This window comes from Anaeromassilibacillus sp. SJQ-1 (genome assembly GCF_046693725.1).
Classification (GTDB): domain Bacteria; phylum Bacillota; class Clostridia; order Oscillospirales; family Acutalibacteraceae; genus Anaeromassilibacillus.
Map to the genome: position 1 here is coordinate 379,969 of NZ_JBKEIV010000048.1, position 23,945 is coordinate 403,913.

A 23,945-nucleotide genomic window follows, 5' to 3' on the forward strand; every position below is an offset into this window, starting at 1 on the left:
TGTTGAAGGACCGGCTCTATGCACTCTTTGTAAATCGCGTTCCAGGAATCCGTGACCGGTATCGCAAAAGCCGGGAAACAAAGGCAGCACGTTGGAAATCGCTCCTACTCTTGTTGGGACTCAACCTCCAGTATTATGTATTCTTTCGCAGAAGCTTGGCATATCCAGAGCGGAGTCCCATGTATGAAGAAAAACGTCTATACAGCAGCGGAAGTGAGTCGTCCCTCTCACAGCGGGAGGCCCCCGAGGCATTCGCCGCAAGGCTAGCTTCCTTTGATGTTATCTCCTTCGATGTGTTTGACACCCTCCTTTTCCGGCCATTTTCCCACCCAACGGATCTCTTTTATTTGATGGGTATGGCGTTGTCCTATCCAGACTTCCGTCAAATTCGTATTGACGCCGAAAAACAGGCTCGGAAAGAAAAAAAGAATAACGCCAATACGTTCGAGGTATCTCTGTCCGATATTTGGGAGATTATGGAGCGGGAAACTGGCATCCCCCAAAAATATGGGATACAGGTGGAGGAGGAATGGGAACAACGGTGCTGCTTCGCCAATCCATATATGTTACAAGTGGTCCATGCGCTGCTAAGGCGTGGCAAGGTGGTAATAGCTACCTCGGATATGTATCTACCTGCTGCCTTCATCCAAACGCTTTTGAGCCGCTGTGGTTATCGTTCATTGGTCGGTTGCTTTGTCTCCTGCGAATTTGGAACATCCAAGGGAGATGGCCGCCTTTATGAGGTACTCCGCCGTTCCTTCGGCCAGACAAAGACATATGTGCACGTCGGAGATCACCCCGAGGCCGACTATCAACAGGCTATGCGCCATCACATGCAGGCCATCCTTTACGCCAACGTCCACCATATGGGAAACCTTTACCGTCCGATGGATCTCTCCGCCATTGTTGGCAGCGTGTATCGTGGAATTATTAACACCCATATACACAATGGGCTCCGGACTTACTCACGCGAATACGAATATGGTTTTATTTATGGCGGCCTATTCGTAACCGGTTATTGCCAGTTTATCCATCAATATGTCCAAGCGCACAGTATAGAGAAAATCTTATTTTTATCCAGAGATGGATTTGTCCTTCTCCAAGCATACCGGCAGATGTATCCAAAAGAGACTACTCGAACCACATATGCGCATTGGTCTCGGCTGGCAGCGATCAAGTTATGCGCCGGCGATTACCGCTCCGAATACTTCCGAAGGTTTCTTACCCACAAAGTCGATCAAAAGTACACCATCCAGCAGATTATAAAAAGCATGGAACTGGATCGTCTGCTTGATACGCTCTGTCAAACAGTGAAGGTGGAGCCGGATACGGAATTGACGTATAAAAATGTGGGAACCATTCAAAAATATTTGATGAACCACTGGGGGGACATCCAACATCTCTATCAAGAGCAGGTGGAAGCTGGCAAAGTGTATTATTTCCAACTTTTAAAAGGGTGTCACCGTGCTGTGGCCGTGGATATTGGCTGGGCGGGCAGTGGCGCCATCCTGCTCGACCATGCAGTCAATCGCCTTTGGCTTCTAGATTGTCCGATCACCGGGATTCTCGCCGGGACAAATTCCTGTTACAGTCCAGAGATAGATGCGAGCGAACCGTTCTTGTTCGCAGGCAAACTGGTCAGCTATCTTTATTCCCAAGGCGTGAACCGCGACCTTTGGAAGTATCATGATCCCGCACAAGGCCACAATCTTTACTGGGAACTCCTGTTGGGCGCTCCAGAAGGTAGCCTTAAAGGGTTCTATTGGGATCAATCGGGAAACTGCCAATGCCGGTTCAAAGAAAATGTTCCAAATCCAGAACGAATTCACGAGATCCACCGGGGAATTCTGGATTTTGTAAAACAGTTTTTAGCTGTGGAAGACCGCTTTGGTTGTGACATTCCCATTCCTGGAAGGGACGCCTATGCGCCCATGGTGAGTGTCTGTAGCCGAAAGAATAAATCGTTTCGAGAAGGTCTGGAGGGGTTACTGGATGAAACACATATTGCATAACGGGTCCGATAAACCGCTTGTTTTGTATCACGCTATCAGTTCTTATCAGCTTCTGGAAGTGATTCTCCACCGCTTGACCTATCACAAAAAAGAGTGGGCTGTATTGATTCTGCCGGATTTTATCCTGCAAAAATATCCACAGTACAAACGATTAGTTACACAGCATCTTTTCGATGAAGTGTATCTCTTTCCCTATTTGCACATCCTGCATCGCACGGAAAAGCAGATTCTCGAGGATGTAAAACAATGCTACGAACAGATCGTCCCCTACCCCATCGCCGACTTTTCCGAGGTTTATGTTGCAGGAGCGCATTTTTACTTTTCCTTGTATCTCATTCAAAACCGGATTCCTTTCTATTTTTTTGAAGATGCTGCCGGGATGTTGAGCAAATCGCAGGAACTATATGAAACTTTGGCGGCCAGCTTTCCTACACATGCAAAGATTGCCCGTAAATATCGACTGTTCAATGGAGAAAATCCCTACATTTACCGGGTAATCTGTTTGAAGAAAGCACAGACCATCGACGTCTCCGACGAACGATACCTGGATTTTTCCGTGGAGGAAGCCTTACAAAATCTTCCGGAACGGGAGCGAAAAAACCTGATTCATTTTTTCTTAAAGCATCGCCTTTGGACAAAAGCTGAAGCCATTTTATTAACCCAACATTTTGCCAATCTCAATATGATGAGCGAAGAAGAGCAGATTCGCTCGTACAAGCTCCTTCGGGTCAGCGCCCTTCAGAATGTACGCCTCATTATTAAAAAGCATCCGGACGATTATTTAAACTACCGGAAGATCTTCCCTGACGCAGAATTGATCAAAGAAATCTTTCCAGCAGAACTTCTCCCCTATGTTTTTTGGCGAAAGCCCACCTCCATCTATACGTTTGATTCCACCAGCTGTGAGAATCTTGGTAAACACTTTTTGATTCAGAAGATCGAGAGGAAATCCTATGCAGAATAATCTGGTTTTGATTGTTGTCAATTCGGTATACCAACTTTTTACTGCAGTACACATGCGAAGAAGCCTTCTTGCAGACAGATTGGTCGACCTTCTGGTCACGGACGTCACTTCCGTTCTGAATGAAACGATTCCCCGGCTGCAAGAAACAGGACTGTTTGAACGAGTGATCTCCGGGACTACCAAGGAGCTCAACAAAAAATATGCGGCTGCTCCAGCAGATGTACTCAATGAAGGTTTTCAAAATATCGATCGGACGTTGCGTTGGAATCTAAATGAGGAACTCGCCAGTTATTCGGAAATTTACTTTTCCAATTTTGATCCCTTTATCCGCATGTTGGCCTGCCTATACGAAGCCTCTCCCTGCGAATTCATCTGCTATGAGGATGGCTTCTCCTCCTACGTGATCGACTATCTTCGGGAAAACCGGGCTGCCATCAACCGCCACCCGGAGGGTGGGAAAATTCGAAACAAGGTCCATCGAGTTTTACTCTATGAGCCACACCTTGCCCTGCGTGGGGATTCCCTCACCAATCAGGCCTTGCCTAAAATCGACCGGCGCGATCAGGAGTTGAAACTCCTGCTGAATTATATTTTCGACTATAAAAAGCCGGAGGAATGTATGGACTTCATCTTTTTGGAACAGTCCTTTCGGGCCGAAGGCATTAAAACCAACGATCTTGCACTGATGCAATTATGCCAACAAACGGTTGGGCCCGGCCGATTCCTTGTAAAGCCCCATCCAAGGAATCCGGAAAATCTTCCCTTTCAGCTTGGATTAACCCGCAAATATCCCACAGGAGCGCCGTGGGAACTCTTCCTTCTGAATGAAAGCCCTGATCGCCGCACCATCATCACCGTCTGCTCCAATGCAGCGCTGACAAGCCGCATTGTATTTGGAATGGACATCAACACGTTGATGTTGTACCGCCTTTTTGAAGGAAAAGTCCTTTGGAAGGAAGATGCCGTTCTAAAGCAGTATCTGCGTAAGTTCCGGCGGCAGTTTGCCGGAAAAAATTATTATGTGCCACAAACGATCTACGAGCTACAGGATATACTCAAGTATTTAGGAGGCCGCCATGAATCAACCAATCAAAGTTTCCATCATTATCCCTGTTTATCAAGTCGAAAACTATCTTGAGCGGGCTGTCGATTCTGTTTTGGCGCAAACCCTGCAAGAAAAGGAGATTATCCTGGTAGACGACGGCAGTGAAGACGCTTCCCCACAGATTTGCGACCGCTATGCACTGGAATATCCCGATCTTATCCATGTGATCCATAAGGAGAATGAGGGGCTTGGATTGGCGCGCAATACCGGTGTCCGGGCTGCTAAAGGGGAATACATCGCCTTTCTTGATTCAGATGACACCGTTGAACCGGAAATGTATGAGGAGATGTATCAAAAAGCCGTCGAACAGGATTTTGATATCGTGATGTGTGATGTCAAAATCCTTTACGTGGATGAAAATCGAACCAGTACGGTTTCAACTTATCCCCATGAACAGATCGATCTGTCCGACTACATTGCCAACGGCAATAATATCACATACAGCGTCAATAAGCTGTTTCGAAGGACTATCTGGGAAGAGAACCAATATGAGAAAATGCTCTTTGAGGACATCTCGCTCATTCCTTCTCTGATTACAAGATATCCCCGTATCGGTTATATTCCCAAACCTTTCTATCATTACTACCGGCGTGCAAACACCATCTCGACCTCTCTGGTGGGAAACATGGTCGACATCATCCAGGCTTTTCGTAACTTTATCGACACCAGTGACCAAGATTACCGTGATGAGGTGATCTATTGTGTCGCAAAACAATTATATTGGAATATGACACAGTCCAGGATACTTTTTCAAGCGGACTTTATCGATCTTCTAAAAGAGTATCAAAAGGACTTCTTGCTCAATTCCTACATCGCTCATGATGAAAAAATTCGGAGAATCCTAGATTTTCTCAAAGAGGAAATCCTTCCGGATCAAATCATCTGTGTTCATTTTGGGCGCCCGCTCCCCACTGAATTTCTGGAAGAACTCCAGACGAATTTCCCCAAAACGCGCCTGATCGACGCGGATGAGCGTTATTTCGCACAGGAAGAACTTCCCGAAAATGTTCACCAAGCTTGGGACGAAGGATACCTCGCCTATGTAGAGGAATACTGTGCCCTGAAAATCCTCTGTGAAGAAGGAGGAATTGTTCTTACTCCGGAGATGCACACAAATTTGCAGTTCAAGAAGCTGCGGCTTCATACAATTTTTTTTGGTTTTGAAAACGAAGAAGAGCTGACAACCGGTTGCTTTGGAGCGGTCAAAGGGCATTATGTCATACAAGCTTTGCTCAGCACCTATGAGATGGATACCATTTTCAACAAGGCATTCCTCCCACTAAAAGACCGCCTGCGGGATTTTCTGGTCCTCCATTTCAATTTGAGGGTCAATGGGAGGAAACAGCTTTTGAAAAAAGAGATTCAGATACACCTGCCCAGTGTTCTGGCCTTCGACATGAAGGACGGCGAAAACTGCTGCAAACTGGGCGGTTATCCGGTTCCAGACGGATACGAAATTGTCAGCGATGCCGTCCTGAAAATGTGGTCAAACCGACTGTTGGAGAACTGGAATCTTTATAAACAAGAACTTAACCGAAAACGCCCTGCTCCTTCAAAACCTGCGCCAGCCCCCAGTAAAACGCGTCCTCCAGAATGGTATGAGCGGGAACTGCACAGGCAAATCGAGGAGGTCGTGGCCACTTATGAAAACTCCACCAGTTGGCGAATCACCAAGCCGGTTCGTGCACTTGGAGAATGGTTTGGAAAGCGAGGTAAAGCATAATGCGAACAGTCGCAATCATTCCCGCGCGGTATGACTCAAGCCGATTGAAAGGAAAACCTTTGGCAGATCTCTGCGGGAAACCGATGATCTGGTGGGTATATACACAGGTATGTAAATCCGAAAAGATCGATGCGGTCTATGTGGCAACAGACCATGAAGCGATTGCACAGGTCTGTGCACAACACAAGATGGCCTATGTTATGACATCTCCTGATAACCGGACGAGCACCGAACGTATCTACGAGGCTGCACAGACCATTCCCGCGGATCTTTATCTCTGTATCAACGGAGATGAGCCCTTAATCGACCCTCTCCTAATTGAGCAAATCCTCCCAAGCGAAATAGCGGGGTTCTTTGCAGCCAATCTAATGACAAAAATTCATTCTCCAGTGGAAGCGGTTGATGATTCCAATATCAAAGTGGTAACCGATTGTGATGGCTATGCACTTTTTATGTCGCGCAGCCCGATTCCGCATCCAAAGTCCAGTATTCACTTCGACTTTTATAAACACCTTGGGGTTCTCGCCTATTCGATGGAAGCTCTACGTTTTTTTGCAGAAACGCCCAAGGGTGCAATTGAAAAAATCGAAGATATCAACGAACTTCGTTTTATTGAACACGGAAAAAAGCTAAAAATGATACCAGTTGAAGCACACATGCTTTCGGTCGATACACCAAAAGATCTAGACTATGTTCGAGGGATTATTCAACAAAAATTGGAACAGGGGGAAATCCAGCTGTGAGTCTTCAAATATTGGATTGTACGCTGCGGGATGGCGGCTATATCAACGATTGGCGTTTTGGTCGTAAGACCATTACTTCGATCCTGGACAAGCTAGAATGTGCTAAAATCGACATCATTGAGTGTGGCTTTTTAACTGGCATGGTACAAGAAAAAGAGTGCTCGCTGTTTAACAGTACAGCAGACATTGAAGAGGTCCTACCGAAGCGGGAACGTTCTTCCATGTACGTTGCCATGATTGCCATCGGAGAAAAGGAATTGCATCCTTCTAAATTGACACCCTATGATGGCAAAAGTATCGAAGGTATCCGGCTGACCTTTCACAAAAATGAGATTGATCTGGCAATTGAATGGGCCCATATTATCATGGAGAAAGGATACCGCGTTTTTATGCAGCCTGTGGGTACCGTATTTTATAGCGATATAGAACTTCTTCAGTTGGTAGAAAAAATGAATCAATTGAAGCCATATGCCTTCTATATTGTAGATACACTGGGAAGCATGTATCGGAATGAGGTCTCGCACCGCTTCTATCTGATTGACGAAAACATGGACCCGCAAATTCACTTGGGGTTCCATGGACACAACAACATGCAGTTAGCTTTCTCAAACGCACAAGTATTGGGAAAAATTCAAACAAAACGTACGTTGATACTAGATTCCTCTGTTTATGGGATGGGGCGTGGAGCTGGCAACCTCCCGACAGAACTTATCACACAGTATATCAACAAAAATATCGCCTCGCGGTATGATGTGACCATGGTCATGGATATTTATGATGAGTACATTGCCGCTATTCGAAAAAAATACGAATGGGGCTACACAATGCCTTATCACATTGCCGCTAACAATGTCTGTCATCCGAATTACGCTGCATATCTCATCAATAAACAAACTTTAACCATGAAAGATATTGAAAAAATAATTCAGTCCATTCCGGATGCATACAAAGTTCTATATGATCGTTCTCTGATCGAGCAGCTTTATATACAGTTTCAAAGTCGGAAGATCGATGATCGTGCAGCTGTCGAGACCATCAAAACCTGGATTCAGGGGAAAAAGCCGCTTCTTCTTGCGCCGGGGAAAAGTCTGCTTTCAAAGTATGATACGATCATGGAGTTTATTGAAAAGGAACATCCGTATGTGATCTCCGTTAACTTTGTCGATCCCCGCTATCATATGGACGCTTGTTTTGTCAGCAATCATAAGCGTATGGATATTATCGGGCAGGAAATCCAACATTTTACAAAGATTCAAACGATCCTGACTTCCAACATTCCAGAGGGTCCATGGAAAGAATGCCTTTATGTAGACTATGACCGCTACACCAACGACGATGAAATGATCTCGGATAATGCCGGGCTGATGCTCTTAAAACTATTGGAGCACTGTGGCGCAACCGAAGTATATCTAGCCGGTTTTGACGGTTTCCATCATCGGTACAATGGCAACTATTACAGCAAAGAATTGAATTTTAAAGTCAATGAGGAAGAAATTCTGGAGAAACAACTTCGAATCCGAGGCCAGCTGGCAGAATTGTCCCAAAATATGAAAATACAATTCTTAACTCCCTCCGTATATGAATGACTCAAATACCGCAAATTGGAATCGTCAAAGGATGGCCCGTTCCGCATGGAAACAGGCCATCCTTTTTGTTTTTGCAAGATGCATTATAAAAATGTTCAAAAACAAGCAAGCGATATACAATCCCTTTGACTCTTTGAGAACAACACAGAAAACCGATTGCATTCTCTTTAGCCAGGATATGGTGCGAATTGGGCCATAGGGCGTAAATAATAGGCTATATCCGCATATCCCAGTCCAATTCAGAACAAAAAACACCTGCAAAACCGCTCCAAGTAAACATGAATGGAAACCGATTTTTCAAGACGCAGACACGCATCTGCTTCAAGGGTACAACAATCAAGCAAGAATGTCTAAAGCTCTTATAACCCCGAAATGGTATCGAAAGACAAGTGTTCCAACTATTCGGGAAGAATTTCGAGGAAACAACCAGAGCCAATCATTAAAATATGTTTTTCCTTATGCTCTAATGCGACAAAAATAGGTAAATTATTTCGACATAATACACAATATGAATTATCATTCGTAGAATCATCGTGCATATTCCAATATTCTTTCTTTCAAGGAGGAATATTTATGTCATTTAAAATGCACTTTGGACACGACATCTATCATCTTCGCACGGATTCTCTCAAACTGACACAACAACAAGTTGCGGATGCTATCCCGATTTCCCTACGAGAATATCAAAAAATTGAAAAAGGTAAGCTGTCTCCTGGTTCTGAGATTTTTCTCCGCCTTGTCTTTTTCTTCGATATTGATATTCAAAAATATAGGGAAGACTTATGAACACAATTCCAGCGCATATTGGCTAAACCCGCGGCGTTCTCTATGTAGGATTCTACGGGTTTTCTCTTCCGGGAGTTCCAGTCGATAGCATTTCCGTTCATCCCTACCACAATCCTATTCTTCTGTCGTTTTGATATGATCTATTTGCTTTATCTGATCGTAAGCCTTCTATACTTTCCAACAAATCCCGATGCTTATCAAAAACGAGTGGAATATCATCTTTTTTAATTCTTGATCGTTTACTTTCATGTCTTTTCCTTATCTATAAAAAATTTCGATATATGCCCATCTTTGTGTGAGTCTGGTTCAAAAAAGTGACTATAAACAAAAAAAAGCTACATTTCAAAACCTTGAAATGTAGCTTTTAGCTTGGTTGCGGAGGCAGGATTTGAACCTACGACCTTCGGGTTATGAGCCCGACGAGCTACCGGACTGCTCCACTCCGCGATATTTCTGCACCTTCTTGATGAGTGCAGAATTTATTATACTATACTCGTTTATAAAATGCAAGTCTTTTTTACGATTTTTTTGTTTTTCCTTTTTCAAACAGTAAAACTAGTCCCATTCCCAAAAGAATGCAGAGCACAGCAGCACCCATTCCCGCCAAAAAGGTTAAAAACTGGCTGTTTTCCCTGTATATCGAATTTCGATGTTCTTCTACCATTGCCTCTGAAACAGCGGTCGGTTCTATGAATCCCGAAGAGGCCTCTTCCTCTCCCACCTTCTTTGGTATGTACGCCTCCTCTGCCCCATCGGAATGGAGCATCGCATTTTTCAAGCTGCTGGATGCACTTTTATTCTTGGAAGAATGGGATTGATCCGTTACATCAGTCCCTACTTTTGTAGTGGTAGTCCTCTGTTCCTCCCCTCGCAAAACAGAAACAATGTATCGCTTTGTTTCCTTGCGATCGGAAGAACGCACTGTTACGACGATTTCCGTCGTACTTCCCGCTTTATATAGCGTTTTCCGATTGACAGAGATTGTTGCGCCTTCCGTAGCATTCGCCTGAAACGTCACAGACGATACCTCTGCATCTACTTGTAACGTATAATCCAAAATATCTGGAGAAAAGGGTGGTTCCAAATTTCCTACAGACGGCTGCAATGCGGTAAGGAAAAAGACTTCTTCAGAAAAATCGATCTCTTCCGCACGATTGACCGTCACCGTGTAGACTTGACGGTTTTTCTTGTCTACAGAAACGACTGTGATTTTTATTTCAGTCGACGTCCCAGCGCGGTTTAACTTCTCCCGGCTGATACTTACCGCCCCTTCTTCCCCTGCATCCGCTTGAAACGTCAAATATTGGACTTCCGCATCCACATTCACAATGTACTCTGTAATATCTGGCGAAAAAGCAGGTTGCAATTCCCCAACCGACGGAATCAGTTCTGTTAGATAGGCTTCCCATTCCGGGTCCTCCGGCTCCTCTGCACGATTGACCTCCACGACATATTGCGCCTTTTGTTTTCGATCTTCCGCCGTGACCGTAATGGTGATAGAGGTTGTGGAACCCGCCTTCTGAAGGGTTTTTCGGTTGACACTGACCGTCCCATTTTCACCGGCCAACGTTTCAAATGTGACGCTCGACACTCTGTACGGGACATCCAATGTATAATAAAATGTATCGGGTGAAAAGGTTGGCGAAAGTTTTCCAGAAGAAGGGATCAAGCTTTTTAGAAAAGCTTGATCCGATTTTGGTGGAAGGACTTCTATGGCTACAGACTCTGAACAGGCAATATTCAACTGTTCTCCCTGCCAATTGCAAATCTGATCCACAGTAACATCCAATTCCGTACTTCCGGCCGATGCGCCGTCATTTACTTCAAATACATATGTTAAAATGGTCCCGGACAAAGCGGGCGCATGTCCCAAATCTACATTGCAGACATAGGTACTGCGCACAGGATTATTCGTTCCATCTGTCTGCAAAGTTTTGTTTTTAATCTGATCGGATGGCTCTACACGCAAAAAGGAGAGACGTGTATCGTCATAAGCGATGGAAACACAGAAACCCGCCAGATCCTCCAGCATTGTCTCTGCATGAATGGTTAGTCTGACCAGATCTCCACCGCCATAAGAGGCCGCATCCACAGAAAAAGTAAAACTTGGCTCAGATTCCGTTGTACAATTGGCAAAAGTTGTTGCACCCAAACTCCAAAAAATACTCAAACATAAGAGGAGGCCCCATACCTTTTTCAGCATTGCGAACCTCCTCTTCCAAATGTCCTTTATTCTTTTTTGTTCAGGCGGTAACAGCTTCCGTTGCCACTGGATTCCCAGCGCGCAATTCACGAATACGCCGCTTTTTCAATACCTGCAAACGGAATCGATTGTACCGCTGAATCACCGCAAAGGGCAGATTCCCAAGTAAAATCAAGAAGGCAAACACAAGACCAATTCCCAGGGAATTGACAACCAACATAACTATGGCGCACAGGCAATTTGTAAAATGCATCCATTCCCCGCGACAAGTCTCCATAATAAATTCGTCCAGGTATTCAATTGAGACATCGGTAAGGTGCGCTTTAGAAAAGCCTCCCTTCCCAATGTGCTGTGGTAATTTGTCCTTCCACAGTTGAATTTTCAATTTATCGCGATACCAACGTCCGCCTTTTTCCCAATGCTTGGGCAGATAGCGCGGCTTTGCGGCATCAAAGAAGGACGTATGAATCTTTACGCAAGCTAAAAATACCGCCACATGCCATGCGGCAATGATAATTACATTCCAGAGGAACATCTGGAGGCCTGATAAATCTCTGAGCACGAACATTCCTTCCTTCACAAAATCATCACCGACTTAGAAAAGCGGTGGATTCAAAAAACTATTTATGTTACCATGGACGCAGAAGCCCAAAATATACACAAAAATCGATAATCTTATTATAATACAAAGAAAAGGAGCATGCAATATGAAAGCACTTTTTATCGGCGGGACTGGAACAATCAGCAGCGCTGTTTCCGAGTTAGCGATTCAAAACGGAGTAGAACTAACCCTGCTCACGCGCAGTGGAAAAGGGCCAGAAGGCGCTGAGCAAATTGCCTGCGACATCAATGATGAAGACACCGCTTTTTCTATTTTAAAGGACCGCTCCTTTGATGTTGTAGCAGATTTTGTCGCATTTCGGCCGGAGCAGGTGGAACGCGACATCCGCTTGTTTCAAGGAAAAACCGAACAATACATCTTCATCAGTTCTGCTTCCGCCTATCAAAAGCCTCTGGTCCACCCCATTATCACGGAAAGTACGCCTCTATACAATCCCTATTGGCAATATTCGCGCGATAAAATTGCGTGTGAAACCCTTCTCATGGCAGCCTACCGTTCAGAGGGCTTTCCGGTGACGATTGTGCGGCCAAGTCATACCTATGGGGACCGTAGCGTTCCTGTCTCCATCCATGGAGCCAATGGAAGCTGGCAGATTCTCGCCCGTATGCTGGAGGGGAAACCGGTCATCGTTCACGGGGACGGCCTTTCCCTATGGACCTTTACACATAACACAGACTTTGCCAAAGGTTTTTGGGGCTTGATGGGAAACCCACATGCCATCGGAGAAGCGGTTCACATCACAAGCGATGAATCTCTCACCTGGAATGCTGCATTTTCTGCGATTGGACGGGCACTCGGTGTAGAACCTATTTTGCAACATATTTCCTCGGACCTCTTGTCCGCACTCCGTCCCGAGCTTCTAGGAACACTCTTGGGTGACAAAGCAAACTCCGTACAATTTGATAATACCAAAATAAAACGGCTTGTTCCAGACTTCTGTGCTACCGTGCGTTTTGACCAAGGAGTTCGCAGAACCGTGGACTATGTACGAGCTCATCCGGAATGCCAGAAACCAGACCCAGAGTTCGACGCTTGGTGTGACAGGGTAATAAAAGCTTATTCCTCCTGTATCTTCCATTTTTGATAAAAATCTAGGGCGCCTCAGCAGTTCATCTGAGACGCCCTTTTTACTTATCTAACAATCCATATTTTAAAGGCGGAGGGACTTCGTGGAAGTTTTCGGGGAATCTGCGTGCCGCTGTTTTCTCCTTTCCGCTGCACGCCCCACTGCTTTTTCCAATTCTACTACTGCTAAAGGCACCAATGCCAAGACTGCAACAACCAGCCACTGTTGGGCAGACAATGCAACGGTCTTAAAAACTTGGGCCAACGGTGGAATAACGATGACACTTAATTGTAAAGCTACACAGGCAATAGCCGCCAAGACGAGTTTCTTATTGCGGAAAATCCCCGCCCGGAAAACTGACTGCGAAGAGCGCATATTAAAGGTATGGACTACCTGCGAAAAGCTTAGAACGGCAAACGCCATGGTACGTCCGATCACCGGCGCCGTTGGGTCCACATCAAAAAAGATTCGTCCGATACTATAGGCCAAAAGGGCCATGGAACCAATCAGACATCCCTCCACAAGGATGTTGTACCCCAAGCCTCCTGAAAAGATGCTCTGAGTCGGCTTTACTGGCTTGCGCTCCATAATATCGCGGTCAATCGGTTCGACGCCCAACGCCAAGGCCGGAAGAGAGTCCGTGACCAGATTGACCCACAACAGCTGGATTGCTAGAAGAGGTGTGGGCAGGCGCAATAAGAAGCTGACAAACACCGTCAATATCTCGCCTATATTGCAAGAGAGCAGAAAATGAACGGTTTTTTTGATATTTTCAAAGATGCCGCGCCCTTCTCGCACAGCGGAGACGATGGTGGCAAAATTGTCATCCGCTAAAATCATATCTGCCGCGGCCTTGGCCACATCGGTCCCCGATTGCCCCATCGCACATCCGATATCTGCTGTCTTTAAAGCTGGAGCATCATTTACCCCATCCCCAGTCATGGCCACTACCTCGCCGCGCGCCTGAAACGCCTGTACAATGCGCACCTTGTGCTCCGGGGAAACACGCGCAAATACGGTGTATTGATAGATGTCTCGCGTTAATTCCTGCTGGTTGGTCCGATTCAGTTCCTCCCCAGTCATCACCGACGTTCCAGGTGTTAAAATCCCTAAATCTTTTGCAATCGCTGCGGCAGTAGCCGCATGATCTCCTGTAATCATAATTGGACGAATTCCAGCACGGCGGCAAAGGGCCACTGCCTCCTTTGCTTCAGGCCGTGGCGGATCGATCATGCCGATTAAACCACAGAAATTCAAGTTTTTTCTAGGTCTTCCCGGTCTTTGGGAAGAGCAGGCAAATCCTTATAGGCCACACCGAGTACACGTAAGGCTCGACGAGCCATCGCTTCATTTTGCGAGGACGCTGACCGGCTGGTACAATGCGCCAGCAATACATCTGGTGCGCCCTTGGAGATCACGCGGTATTGACCGTTCGCTAATCTGTGAACCGTGGTCATCATCTTCCGCTCCGATGTAAATGGAATCTCGAGTACCCGGGGATAAAGTGCATCCAGTTCTACCTTTGAGGTGGAAGTAGCATGAACCAACGCCGCTTCTGTTGGGTCTCCATGTACATTCCCTCCGGAAACAGTACAATTGTTGCACAACACAGCCAACTTCAGCAAATTTTGGCCCTCGGATGAGTCTAGGCGCAGTTTGCCTGAGGCGGTTGCCAGTTCCACCACAGTCATTCGGTTCTGCGTGAGTGTGCCCGTCTTATCGGAACAGATTACACTGGCACTTCCAAGTGTTTCAACCGCGGGCATCCGGCGGACTATCCCGCGCTTTGCCGCCATACGGCGGACACCAATAGCCAACACAATCGTTACCACTGCCGGGAGACCCTCTGGAATAGCTGCAACCGCTAAACTGATGGATATTAGAAACATCTCCAACGGCTGGACATGCTGGAAAAGCCCCATGATAAAAATAACTGCACAAATCACTAAAGCGCCAATTCCCAACCAGCGGCCAGTCTGCTCTAGTTTTCGCTGAAGTGGCGTTTGGGGTGATTCCTGCGAAGAAATCATATGAGCAATTCGCCCTACTTCTGTCTGCATCGCTGTGGCAGTAACAATTCCCATCCCATGCCCAGAGGTGATGGAACTTGTGGAAAACAATAAATTCCGCCGGTCACCCAAGGGAGTTCCGGATGGATAAGTGCCTTCTGCTCGTTTCGAAACCGGAAGGCTTTCACCTGTCAAAGCGCTCTCTTCCGCCTTCAAGTCGTAACTTTCCGTCAAGCGGAGGTCTGCAGGAACCAGATCGCCGGCCTTTAAGAGAACCAAGTCGCCGGGGACTAATTCAGCCGCCGCAACTGTTCGCTCCACTCCGTCACGTATCACATGCGCGTGTGGGCTGCTCATCTTCTTGAGCGCTTCAATTGCCTTTTCCGCGCGGCTCTCTTGTACTAAGCCAGTAATCGCATTGATGACAACAATGGCTAAAATAATGATCGCGTCTATGTAGTCGTCGTCCTTCTGTAAGTAAGAGGTGATAAAGGAAATTCCCGCTGCAATCAAAAGGACAATGACCATGAAATCGGAGAATTGTGCTAGAAAGCGCCGCATGAAACTCTTTTTCTTTGGCGGTTCCAATTCATTTTTCCCATATTCCCGCAACCGGTTACGAGATTCCCTGCTGGAAAGTCCATTATGCGCGTTGGTTCCCAGCCGCTTTTCACATTCTGCCTTTGTTAAGCATTGCCATTCCAATCGCAGTCCCTCCTATCGCCGCCAAGCGGCGGGTTTCTTTTTCTTGTTCTTCTTTTCATTATATGAAAGGGTTACACAAACTATTATCCCACCGTCCTTGCATTTCTCATGGGAATTCACTATCACAACGCAGCAAGGTTATGTTATAATAAGCCTTATTATTTCGAATCATCTGACAACGGATACAGTAGAAAGGCGTGATTCTCTGGAGTTCCACATCCGTTTCAGTATACAAAAAATATCGTATGAAAGGCCCTTTCCACCCAAATAAAAGGAGGATGCCCATTGGATCAAGTAATCATGAATTTCGTGCAACAAAATCTACACAATGCAGTTACAGATATTGTTTTTCCCATCATCACAATGCTTGGAGAAAATGGTTTTATCTGGTTACTCCTCATTTTCATATTGTTGTTGAACAAGAAACACCGCCGTTGTGGGGGGATGTTACTTCTGGCGTTAGCTTTGACCTTCCTGCTTGGTGAGTTTGTTCTCAAACCAATCATTGCACGGCCCCGTCCCTTTATGGATGACCCCAGTGTTGCTCTGTTGATTCCTCCCCCGAATGGCTTCTCCTTCCCGTCGAACCATGCCTCTTCATCCTTTGCGGTAGCTACCATGCTGTGTTTCTATCACAAAAAGGCTGGAATTGCCGCCCTGGTGTTGGCTGCTTTGATCGCATTCAGCCGGGTTTTCTTGTTTGTACATTATCCAACGGATGTGATGGCTGGGGCTGCTTTGGGAATCCTCTGCGCGGTCATTCTTCACGTTCTGTTACAACTTTGGAAACGTAAAAATGAAAAAAAATACAATCAGTAATCCAATTTATACACTCTGTTTTCTTATTCACGAAAATTTTGTACAACTTTCAGTCGTTTTTGAATAAAAACGTCTCTTTTACCATGGAATTTTTATCTTTTTCCCCTCATTTCGACACAAGATATATCATTCAAATTGCCATTTTTAGGAAGATGTTGCGTAAACAATTGTTTTGTTGAATATTTTATTTTTCTTCTATTGCTTTATTCTTCCTTTTCCTCTATCATTATAAATATCTTTCGAGTGAATTGTGGTCACTGACTAGATTTTTAGAACGAAGGAGGATGTATGACATTGACGAAACATATCGGAGATATCCATCTGCCGAACGCCAATCTACATTATTATCTTTTTGGCAACCCAGAAGATGGATACTGTATTGAGATCACGTCTTGTAAGTGTGAACGAGCATGCGGCTTTGTCTCTTCAGACCTACAATATGCAGAACAATGCGTCAATCAGCTCTTTGAGGGCATGGCGTTTCCCAGTAACTTAGACGATTATTTGGAAGATTTCAAATTTGATAATGATTCCTATTGACTTTCGAAACAGGTTTGATTATACTGTAGGAGGCCCCTTCCAAAAAAGCCCATTTTTTGGCGAACGGGTGATGCGCCTGCATAAAAGCGGGTGCAGCGCAAACGATAATAAAGCCACCATTAAGAAAGAAAAACCGATGATGTAAGGAGTCTTGCGTGATGAAAAAGTATGTTTGCACAGCATGTGGTTATGTGTACGATCCCGCAGTGGGAGATCCGGACAGTGGTATCCAGCCTGGCACCGCTTTTGAAGACATTCCGGACGATTGGGTATGCCCTCTCTGCGGCGTAGGCAAAGATATGTTTGAGCCCCAGGACTAAGAACCGGGAACCAAATCAAACGAGAAGTGATGTGTTTGCCTGCCCATAAGGATGGGAAAAGGGAGGAACGGGACTTTGAGGAAGACGGAACGAACGAAATCCTTTCGATCCGGCAGAGGCAAAGCACCCTTCCCCTATCTTCTGTCCTTATGGGTGGGCTTCTCTATGTTTTAATCTGGAAAGGAATGATAAATGAATGAGTGCAATCAAACTGAAGGAAAATCTCTATTCGGTCGGTGTTCTGAATCCGTCTCTGCGCGTCTTTGACATCGTGATGGAAGCGCGCTATGGTACAAGCTATAACGCCTATTTGATTACCGGGGAAAAGAATGTTCTTGTGGAGACTGTAGAAGTCAATTTCTTCGATGAATACCTTAAACAACATCCAGAGCGTCGTAGATATTTCCAAGATTGACTACCTCATTATGAACCACACCGAGCCGGATCACTCCGGTTCAGTGGCGAAACTGCTGGAAAAGAATCCGAATATCACGATTGTATGCACCACAGCGGCCCAGAAATACCTGCGCGCCATTGCAAACCATGATTTTCCGTGTATCGTAGCAAAGCATGGCGATAAGTTGGACATCGGTGGCCAGGAGCTTGAATTCATTGTCGCTCCGTTACTTCACTGGCCAGATTCCATGTTCACCTGGATGCCGCAGCAAAAAGTTCTGTTTACCTGCGACTTCTTGGGGGCCCACTTCTGCGAACCTACTATGTTGGACAGCAATATTCATTACCCGGAACAGTACCTGGGCGAGGTAAATTACTATTACGCCTGCATTTTCGGTCCATTTAAGCCCTATGTGCTCGCCGGCCTGGATAAGATCAAAGATCTACCGGTCGAGATGGTATGCCCAAGCCATGGTCCCTGCCTTGTGGAAGGTATTTCTCGCATTCAGGGCCTTTATCGCGAATGGAGCACACCCACAGCGCCGACCGGAAAGAAGATCGTAGGGATTCTTCATGCTTCTGCGTATGGTTGCACCACCAAGTTGGCACAGGCAGCCTATGAGGAATTGAAGAAGGACCCCAATTTGGATGTTCGTCTGATGAATGTCGTGTTTACACCTCTTGCGGAAGCAGCGGCGTTGGTCAACGAAGCGGATGCACTGTTGGTCGGTTCTTGCACCATTAACCGCGATGCGCCGAAGGTTGTGTGGGATGTTTTGGCTTCTGTAGATGCCATCAACACCAAGCAAAAGCCTGTCGGTGCCTTTGGTTCTTATGGTTGGAGCGGTGAAGCGGTTCCAATGATGAAATCGCGCATGGAGCATCTCAAATTCAAATTTATCGGCGACGGCCTGCGTGTCTGCTTTATGCCGACCGAAGAGGACTTCGAAGCTATGCGGACTTATGCGAAGGAAGTTGTCTCTAATCTGAAATAACAACGTCGTTTCATACATGTTCAAAAGGGCGGATGCAAATGCATCCGCCCTTTTGAACATGTATATAAGAATGGTTGTTATTAGAGTCCCTGTCCCTAAGGCTGTACGGCAGGGTAAGGGCTGGTATTATTCTCCTTTTTATTCGATAAACTTTCGCGTCATCCCTCTGAACGTCCTCTTTTTTGTTTCTTGCAGTTACTAGACAGCGCAAGTTTATTTTACAACAAAAGAAGTTTTTCTTTTTACTTCTTCGATATAAGCCCTCTTTTAAACGACGTGACAATCACACTGTTTTCTTTATACAGAAGGCGTCCATGTATCGTGACATGGGCGCCTTTCCAATCGGATTCATCATTTCAAATGGTTTCCTTCCCGCCTCCTTTATCGATCGATACTACGGGCAGGTTCATACATTGGCCTGGCCGCTCTCGAAAAGATTGTTGATTGCAGGGGCATCCACTTGGGTGGATACCAACAACTCACCATTTCCCAAACGCAAATAAACTCGATTTCGCTGCAACCAAATCTGGATGCGCTGTGTCTCCTCGCCCTCCTTCGGCTGGATACGCACTTCATAATCGGCATTTGCAGGCAAAAAGGAGGTTCCGTTGCCGGCCGTGCTGACCCAAGCATCTGGTCAAGGACATCCAAGGGCGCCTCAGCGGTCAACGTCGTCAGAGGGGCTGCCGCTCCACCGCGATACACAATTGCAGAGGGTTCCTGTTTTCCACATCCGCCAAGTATCCCAGCGCAAATCAGCGTTATCAAAGCCATCGCCATCCATTTTTTCATCTGTCGCCGTCCCCGCCGCTCTTGCCCGGGGCGTTCCTCCCTTCCATCAACATGGCTCTCCTCGTATGGGCTTCCCCAAAACCGCCAAGTTCTGTGCCCGTACAAGTGCATCTTCTGTACTATTAGAAGCCTCTATTTGTAATACACATCATACACAAGTTTTCTTTCAAAAAAACTGAAAAAAATCTTACAAAATTCTGTCAATTTTCTGGAGTATACCACCCTAACTTCTTCAGGAACTGTACCACTTGCAAATCGTTTTGCTTCTCTGTTAGAACATATTGATTGACAGGAACCCAAATCTTCCCCTGATACTCTCCGGCCAGTTCCTGTAGGCGACCTCCTTCTTTTGGTTGGAGAAGGCCGTCATTGCCACAAACCAGTGTCAATCCAGTCAACCTCGCACTGTAGTCTTCATGTCCTGTGATGTCCATATTCAAAGTATCCTGACGCAGGGCTTCCAGAAGCTCTTTCTTTTGCATATCGTTCAGGCGGTAAGTCTTTGAGGCCATCTCCGAATGCTCATCATAGTTTTCTACCTCAATCTCACTGATCTCTTCTGGCTCGAGATAGAACAGTAGATTGCCGCTTGTTTTATATTCTTCTGAGTTGACAATACTTGCGCTCTGCTCCTGTAAGTCCTGCACCGCACTATCGGTATCGAACTCCTCGAATCGAGTATTCCGGTATTCCCTGCGGAACGTATCCCCGTTTTTCAAATGATAGACAAATTGATACTGTATGCCGCCCGTTTCACGGTTCATTGAGAAAGGGAACCCCATTTCCTTTTGGAAATCAATCACTGCCTGATGAAAAGTCAACACTTTTTCCAGATTTTCTTTTTGACAGAGCTTCGGATTCTGTTCCGCTAGGGATTCATACTGTTCCCCTTGAATGGTAAAATGGTCGGAACCGAATTCCTGGTAGTACGTATAATCCTCAAAGGTGACGCTTTCAATATCCTCCAAATTGGGCATGCGATCGACATAGCCAAAGGCTCCGGTTGCCACCACTCCATAAAAGATCACAAAAGCGCCCAAAAAGACAGCATACCCCGCAAGGCTTCGCTTCATGCGGGTAAATCCACGGGAATAAATGGCTTCGACCACCATATGTGCTGCAAAGGACCCTAAAAGCATACCGATCAGGAAGTTGGCCGTACTGGAGTAATACCAATACAGCATGTAACCCAAGCTGAAACCACCCACCGCGGTAATCAGGAAGCGAATCAATCCCTTTGGAATTTGAAATGCAAACGTGTTTTCAGCAGTTTCGCTTTTTCTCTTCCTATATAGATAGACGCTTAAGAAAGCCAAAAAGACGGTTAAAATCGCCCACCAGACAAAAAAAGTTGAGGAATTCGTCGTATGAAGGAAAATACCGACAAAAGGAGCTAGGGCGACAAAAAGGGTACTGCCTAAATCGATACTGGGGCTAAAACCCGGCAATAGGCAGCCGATTAAGTAAATACAAGAATAAACCAGAATCGGAAATGACAGATTGACGCCGATAACAGAAAGAACCATGTCAAGCGTAGTACCGCTACAAACAGCCATCAATACACAGAAGAGAAAAGCCGCTGCAAGCACCAGCATAAGGCCCAGTACCTGTAAGAACAAACCGCCAATCTGTACCCCTTTATCCTTTATATCAAAGGACAAGGCAATCAATGCCGTAATCCCCGTATTGAGCAACAGCGGAACATACAGTGCCGTCAACCCAGCTAGGACACGGCCGAGCAGCATAGCGGACCTCTGTACCGGCAATGCATGGAATAGGTCTGTACTCCGCTTATTGTGCATATAGCGGAACAGCTGAACGGCAAACAAAAGCGTAAACAGGACGCATAGGCTGGAAACCGTTAATAACATGGTATATCTCACGATGTCCCCAAACACGTTTGCATATTGTTCCGATATTGGATAGACTTCCAACGTCATGGAATCCGTACGGATATTCGCATTTGCCAAACCAAATAACACCACGGCCGGAAACATTAAAAAAAGCAGGGTCGCGAACAAAGCCATCATTCCCCGGTTCCGTTTGATGGACCAGCGGTATGTCTCTGCGAATGCATGTTTCCAATTAGTTGAGGATGTTCTCGATGTCATAGCCCGCCACCTCCATTTCACTGATAAATACTTCCTCCAAAGTGAGCGGTAAAACCTCCGCAAACACCGGATGCAAGGCATTTATGCGCTCTAAAATTTGTTCTTTTGTCCCCCGCGCTACAAAACTCACCAAGGAACCGCGCACTTCCGTCTTTAAAATGTCAAGCCCTTGGAAAGCATCCGGTTCTGGAAGGGGTTGGAATACAGCCTGAACCTTGTTGATTCCCAGCTTTAGCGCATCCAGCTCTCGCTCAAAGAGCACGCCGCCTCTGTGGAACAGGCCCACGTGATCGCAAAAATCTTCCAACTCTCGCAGGTTATGCGAGGCAATCACCACCGTCATCCCGCGATCTACAACTTCGCTTCCGACAATCCGCTTTAAAAGTTGACGCATGACTGGGTCCAATCCATCGAAAATCTCATCCATCAACAGAAGGTCTGGTTGGGCTGCAATCGCACAAATCAGGGCCACCTGACGCTGCATTCCCTTTGACATATTTCCAATCCTAGCCTTACGGTTTATAGGGAACATGCCACAGCACGCTTCATAACGCTCCTGGTTCCAGTTTGGATATAAGCGGCTATAAAAGGCTGCCATGTCGTCCAAGGAGGCCTGTGGGATAAAGTAGGGATAGTCTGGAATAAAAAATATACGCGCCTTTACCGTCGGGTTCTCAAACGGTATTTCTCCATCCAAAGTGATGCGGCCGCCATCGGGCTGGTAGATCCCGGCCAATGTCCGCAGAAAGGTCGATTTTCCTGCACCATTGCTTCCTACCAGGCCAAAGATCGAACCGGACTGAATCTGAAAGGAAATCTGGTCGAGCGCGGTGATCCCATCAAAGCGTTTTGTCAGTTGATTGGCTTCAATCATTCTTGTCACTCCCCTCTTGTCTGTTGGTGGTGGATACCCCACCACGATATACCTCTTCAATGCAGTGTTGCACTTCGTCCAGTGGAAGCCCACAGTCCAAGGCCATACCAGCTGCTTCCTGCAACTTTTGGAGAGCCTGTTCCCTCTGCTGAGAACGTGCATTTACTGTCTCCGCAATAAAAGAACCCTTTCCAGGTACGGAGTAGATGATCCCATCACGTTCTAAGAACTGATACGCTTTCTGTACGGTATTGGGGTTTACACCCAATTCCTGTGCCAATGCCCTTACGGATGGAAGCTGTTCATTCTTTGCAAGTGCTCCGAGCGCAGTCAACCGCGTGATGTTTTGGTATAGCTGTTCATAAATGGGAAGCCGGCTCCGGTAATCCAGCGAAAACAACACATCCTTCACCGTCCTTTCTGTATTATGTGTATTAATACAGTAAAACTATATCATATCTCTGCCTCCCTGTCAATCGGCAGGGAAGCAGTTGGGAAGGATCTCTGCACGGCGCAACGCCTGTACGGTTAGTAGCAAACATACCAAGTAAACCAACAACAAAAAGCTATTGGCAGCCAATGCAAAATACAACGCTGCAAGCATTGCCAAGGGATGAATCTGTGTGGAAGCCGCCAATAGTTTTGGTTCCAATATCTGGCGTACTCCACAAACGATGAGCCAGGCCGCCACCAAAAGGACGCCCTTTATTGGATTCCCTTGGACAAAAAATAGAAATGCCACTGGCAAATAGACGGCACCAGGGCCAAACACCGGCAGCAAATCCGCGAATCCAGCAACCAAACTCAAAACTAAAGGATACGGTACACCAAGGGCAAAGAGGATGCATAAAGTCTCTACAAATGTGATACAATACAGCAACAGATAGGACCCTAAATAACGCCCTCCCAAATGAACGCCGTGATGGGATGCCGCACGGAACAATTCACGCCCCCGGACAGAGAGCATGCGGGACAAACGCCTTCGAATCCGGCCCATATCCTTAGAGAAAAAATAAGTTGAGACAACCATCACAAGAAACATGGTCAACACGGCCGGAAGAGAAGTCAGAAACCCTAAGGCCGCGGTCAGTGCGCTAAGCAGAACAGAAGAGGCCGACTGCGCCAGGTTGAGCAGTTGCTTTTGATTTTCCTGGATAAAATCCTGATCCATCCGCTCAACCAGTTCTCCGGCCTGTAAAAACAGACGATTTAGCGGTTCCGTTAGGCGGCCGAGGTCCGCATCCCGAATCGCACGAATCAAGTTGCTGATCTCTCCCACCAACCATATTCCCAGGAGGGACATTGCACCGATCAACAACACATACAGAGCGGCTGTGGTGATGGCTGCAGCACAGCCTGCCGTTACAGGAAGTTTTTGACGCAGAAGACGCACCACTGGCTGTAGCACCCACGCCAGGAGAAAGCCTGCCAAAAAAGGAAATGTATAGCGTAGCGTTGCAGTAAACAACCAGAATGCCCCGGTGTATACAAGAAAGAAAGCGGCATAAGCCCTTCCTCTAGCCAATAATTCCCGATCCAGCACAGCAATCCCCCCATTCCATCATCAAATATAT

General features: G+C 46.3%; 23 protein-coding genes and 1 tRNA gene. 13 read left to right on the plus strand and 11 right to left on the minus strand.

Translation table 11 applies throughout. The features are described from left to right. Positions 1-2: 2 nt before the first annotated feature. The 7 genes from ACGCCZ_RS15105 (at position 3) to ACGCCZ_RS15135 (ending at position 8,919) form a co-directional block, all read left to right on the plus strand. Entirely contained in the window at positions 3-2,012 is a 2,010-nt protein-coding gene (locus ACGCCZ_RS15105) for a hypothetical protein (RefSeq protein WP_411656442.1), read from the plus strand. Continuing rightward, on the plus strand, positions 1,993-2,976 hold the full coding sequence (locus ACGCCZ_RS15110) for a hypothetical protein (protein WP_411656443.1): 984 nt from the start codon (positions 1,993-1,995) through the stop codon (positions 2,974-2,976). Before ACGCCZ_RS15105 ends, ACGCCZ_RS15110 begins: the two co-directional genes overlap by 20 nt. Further along, positions 2,966-4,114: a polysialyltransferase family glycosyltransferase gene (locus ACGCCZ_RS15115; RefSeq protein WP_411656444.1), complete on the plus strand. Its 1,149-nt coding sequence runs from the start codon at positions 2,966-2,968 to the stop codon at positions 4,112-4,114. Before ACGCCZ_RS15110 ends, ACGCCZ_RS15115 begins: the two co-directional genes overlap by 11 nt. After that, positions 4,053-5,804 carry a glycosyltransferase family 2 protein gene (locus ACGCCZ_RS15120; RefSeq protein ID WP_085533279.1) on the plus strand — a complete coding sequence of 584 codons (1,752 nt, stop codon included), beginning with the start codon at positions 4,053-4,055 and terminating at the stop codon, positions 5,802-5,804. The genes ACGCCZ_RS15115 and ACGCCZ_RS15120 overlap by 62 nt, the downstream gene beginning before the upstream one ends. Then, the gene (locus ACGCCZ_RS15125; RefSeq protein WP_411656445.1) at positions 5,804-6,547 is read left to right on the plus strand and encodes a 3-deoxy-manno-octulosonate cytidylyltransferase; all 744 of its coding nucleotides are present in this window, start codon (positions 5,804-5,806) and stop codon (positions 6,545-6,547) included. The genes ACGCCZ_RS15120 and ACGCCZ_RS15125 overlap by 1 nt, the downstream gene beginning before the upstream one ends. Continuing rightward, on the plus strand, positions 6,544-8,133 hold the full coding sequence (locus ACGCCZ_RS15130; protein ID WP_085533283.1) for an aldolase catalytic domain-containing protein: 1,590 nt from the start codon (positions 6,544-6,546) through the stop codon (positions 8,131-8,133). The genes ACGCCZ_RS15125 and ACGCCZ_RS15130 overlap by 4 nt, the downstream gene beginning before the upstream one ends. Positions 8,134-8,706: 573 nt before the next feature. Further along, positions 8,707-8,919 (plus strand): helix-turn-helix domain-containing protein, encoded by a 213-nt coding sequence (locus ACGCCZ_RS15135; RefSeq protein WP_411656446.1) that lies wholly within the window; start codon positions 8,707-8,709, stop codon positions 8,917-8,919. Positions 8,920-9,289: 370 nt separating this feature from the next. Here the strand turns inward: ACGCCZ_RS15135 and ACGCCZ_RS15140 are convergent. The 3 genes from ACGCCZ_RS15140 to ACGCCZ_RS15150 all read right to left on the minus strand — a co-directional run bounded on the left by ACGCCZ_RS15140 (position 9,290) and on the right by ACGCCZ_RS15150 (position 11,657). Further along, positions 9,290-9,366: transfer RNA gene (locus tag ACGCCZ_RS15140), tRNA-Met, on the minus strand. 70 nt (positions 9,367-9,436) lie between these two features. Then, entirely contained in the window at positions 9,437-11,122 is a 1,686-nt protein-coding gene (locus ACGCCZ_RS15145; protein ID WP_054324552.1) for a cadherin-like beta sandwich domain-containing protein, read from the minus strand. 40 nt (positions 11,123-11,162) lie between these two features. Beyond that, positions 11,163-11,657: a hypothetical protein gene (locus tag ACGCCZ_RS15150; protein ID WP_054324593.1), complete on the minus strand. Its 495-nt coding sequence runs from the start codon at positions 11,655-11,657 to the stop codon at positions 11,163-11,165. 172 nt (positions 11,658-11,829) lie between these two features. On the opposite strand from ACGCCZ_RS15150, the gene ACGCCZ_RS15155 reads away from it, so the two are divergent. Then, positions 11,830-12,828 carry an SDR family oxidoreductase gene (locus tag ACGCCZ_RS15155; protein ID WP_054324553.1) on the plus strand — a complete coding sequence of 333 codons (999 nt, stop codon included), beginning with the start codon at positions 11,830-11,832 and terminating at the stop codon, positions 12,826-12,828. A gap of 66 nt (positions 12,829-12,894) precedes the next feature. On the opposite strand, the gene ACGCCZ_RS15160 is transcribed toward ACGCCZ_RS15155, so the two are convergent. Both ACGCCZ_RS15160 and ACGCCZ_RS15165 read right to left on the minus strand, forming a co-directional pair. Further along, the gene (locus ACGCCZ_RS15160) at positions 12,895-14,043 is read right to left on the minus strand and encodes a cation-translocating P-type ATPase (protein ID WP_411656447.1); all 1,149 of its coding nucleotides are present in this window, start codon (positions 14,041-14,043) and stop codon (positions 12,895-12,897) included. A 20-nt stretch (positions 14,044-14,063) separates the two neighbouring features. Then, positions 14,064-15,524: a cation-translocating P-type ATPase gene (locus tag ACGCCZ_RS15165; protein WP_411656448.1), complete on the minus strand. Its 1,461-nt coding sequence runs from the start codon at positions 15,522-15,524 to the stop codon at positions 14,064-14,066. A 285-nt stretch (positions 15,525-15,809) separates the two neighbouring features. Between ACGCCZ_RS15165 and ACGCCZ_RS15170 the strand changes: the two genes are divergently transcribed. The 5 genes from ACGCCZ_RS15170 (at position 15,810) to ACGCCZ_RS15190 (ending at position 18,594) form a co-directional block, all read left to right on the plus strand. After that, entirely contained in the window at positions 15,810-16,343 is a 534-nt protein-coding gene (locus ACGCCZ_RS15170) for a phosphatase PAP2 family protein (RefSeq protein ID WP_085533293.1), read from the plus strand. A gap of 288 nt (positions 16,344-16,631) precedes the next feature. After that, the gene (locus tag ACGCCZ_RS15175) at positions 16,632-16,883 is read left to right on the plus strand and encodes a hypothetical protein (protein ID WP_054324555.1); all 252 of its coding nucleotides are present in this window, start codon (positions 16,632-16,634) and stop codon (positions 16,881-16,883) included. A 158-nt stretch (positions 16,884-17,041) separates the two neighbouring features. Further along, positions 17,042-17,203: a rubredoxin gene (gene rd, locus ACGCCZ_RS15180; protein WP_082402260.1), complete on the plus strand. Its 162-nt coding sequence runs from the start codon at positions 17,042-17,044 to the stop codon at positions 17,201-17,203. A 196-nt stretch (positions 17,204-17,399) separates the two neighbouring features. Beyond that, complete coding sequence (locus tag ACGCCZ_RS15185) at positions 17,400-17,618, plus strand: hypothetical protein (protein WP_411656449.1); 219 nt, start codon at positions 17,400-17,402, stop codon at positions 17,616-17,618. Beyond that, a complete protein-coding gene (locus tag ACGCCZ_RS15190) occupies positions 17,569-18,594 on the plus strand; it encodes an FprA family A-type flavoprotein (RefSeq protein WP_411656450.1) in 1,026 nt (341 codons plus the stop codon). The genes ACGCCZ_RS15185 and ACGCCZ_RS15190 overlap by 50 nt, the downstream gene beginning before the upstream one ends. Before the next feature lie 406 nt (positions 18,595-19,000). Here ACGCCZ_RS15190 and ACGCCZ_RS15195 read toward each other — a convergent pair whose 3' ends face one another. The 6 genes from ACGCCZ_RS15195 to ACGCCZ_RS15220 all read right to left on the minus strand — a co-directional run bounded on the left by ACGCCZ_RS15195 (position 19,001) and on the right by ACGCCZ_RS15220 (position 23,914). Continuing rightward, positions 19,001-19,189, minus strand: coding sequence for a hypothetical protein (locus tag ACGCCZ_RS15195; RefSeq protein ID WP_411656451.1), 189 nt, complete (start codon positions 19,187-19,189; stop codon positions 19,001-19,003). 63 nt (positions 19,190-19,252) lie between these two features. Then, positions 19,253-19,378, minus strand: a complete 126-nt coding sequence (locus tag ACGCCZ_RS15200) for a hypothetical protein (RefSeq protein WP_411656452.1) — start codon at positions 19,376-19,378, stop codon at positions 19,253-19,255. Between the two features lie 208 nt (positions 19,379-19,586). Further along, positions 19,587-21,497 carry a hypothetical protein gene (locus ACGCCZ_RS15205; RefSeq protein ID WP_054324558.1) on the minus strand — a complete coding sequence of 637 codons (1,911 nt, stop codon included), beginning with the start codon at positions 21,495-21,497 and terminating at the stop codon, positions 19,587-19,589. Then, the gene (locus tag ACGCCZ_RS15210) at positions 21,472-22,371 is read right to left on the minus strand and encodes an ABC transporter ATP-binding protein (RefSeq protein ID WP_054324559.1); all 900 of its coding nucleotides are present in this window, start codon (positions 22,369-22,371) and stop codon (positions 21,472-21,474) included. The genes ACGCCZ_RS15205 and ACGCCZ_RS15210 overlap by 26 nt, the downstream gene beginning before the upstream one ends. Then, the gene (locus ACGCCZ_RS15215) at positions 22,364-22,774 is read right to left on the minus strand and encodes a GntR family transcriptional regulator (RefSeq protein WP_242967288.1); all 411 of its coding nucleotides are present in this window, start codon (positions 22,772-22,774) and stop codon (positions 22,364-22,366) included. Before ACGCCZ_RS15215 ends, ACGCCZ_RS15210 begins: the two co-directional genes overlap by 8 nt. Positions 22,775-22,843: 69 nt before the next feature. Then, positions 22,844-23,914: an AI-2E family transporter gene (locus ACGCCZ_RS15220; protein WP_158089003.1), complete on the minus strand. Its 1,071-nt coding sequence runs from the start codon at positions 23,912-23,914 to the stop codon at positions 22,844-22,846. Positions 23,915-23,945 lie beyond the last annotated feature (31 nt).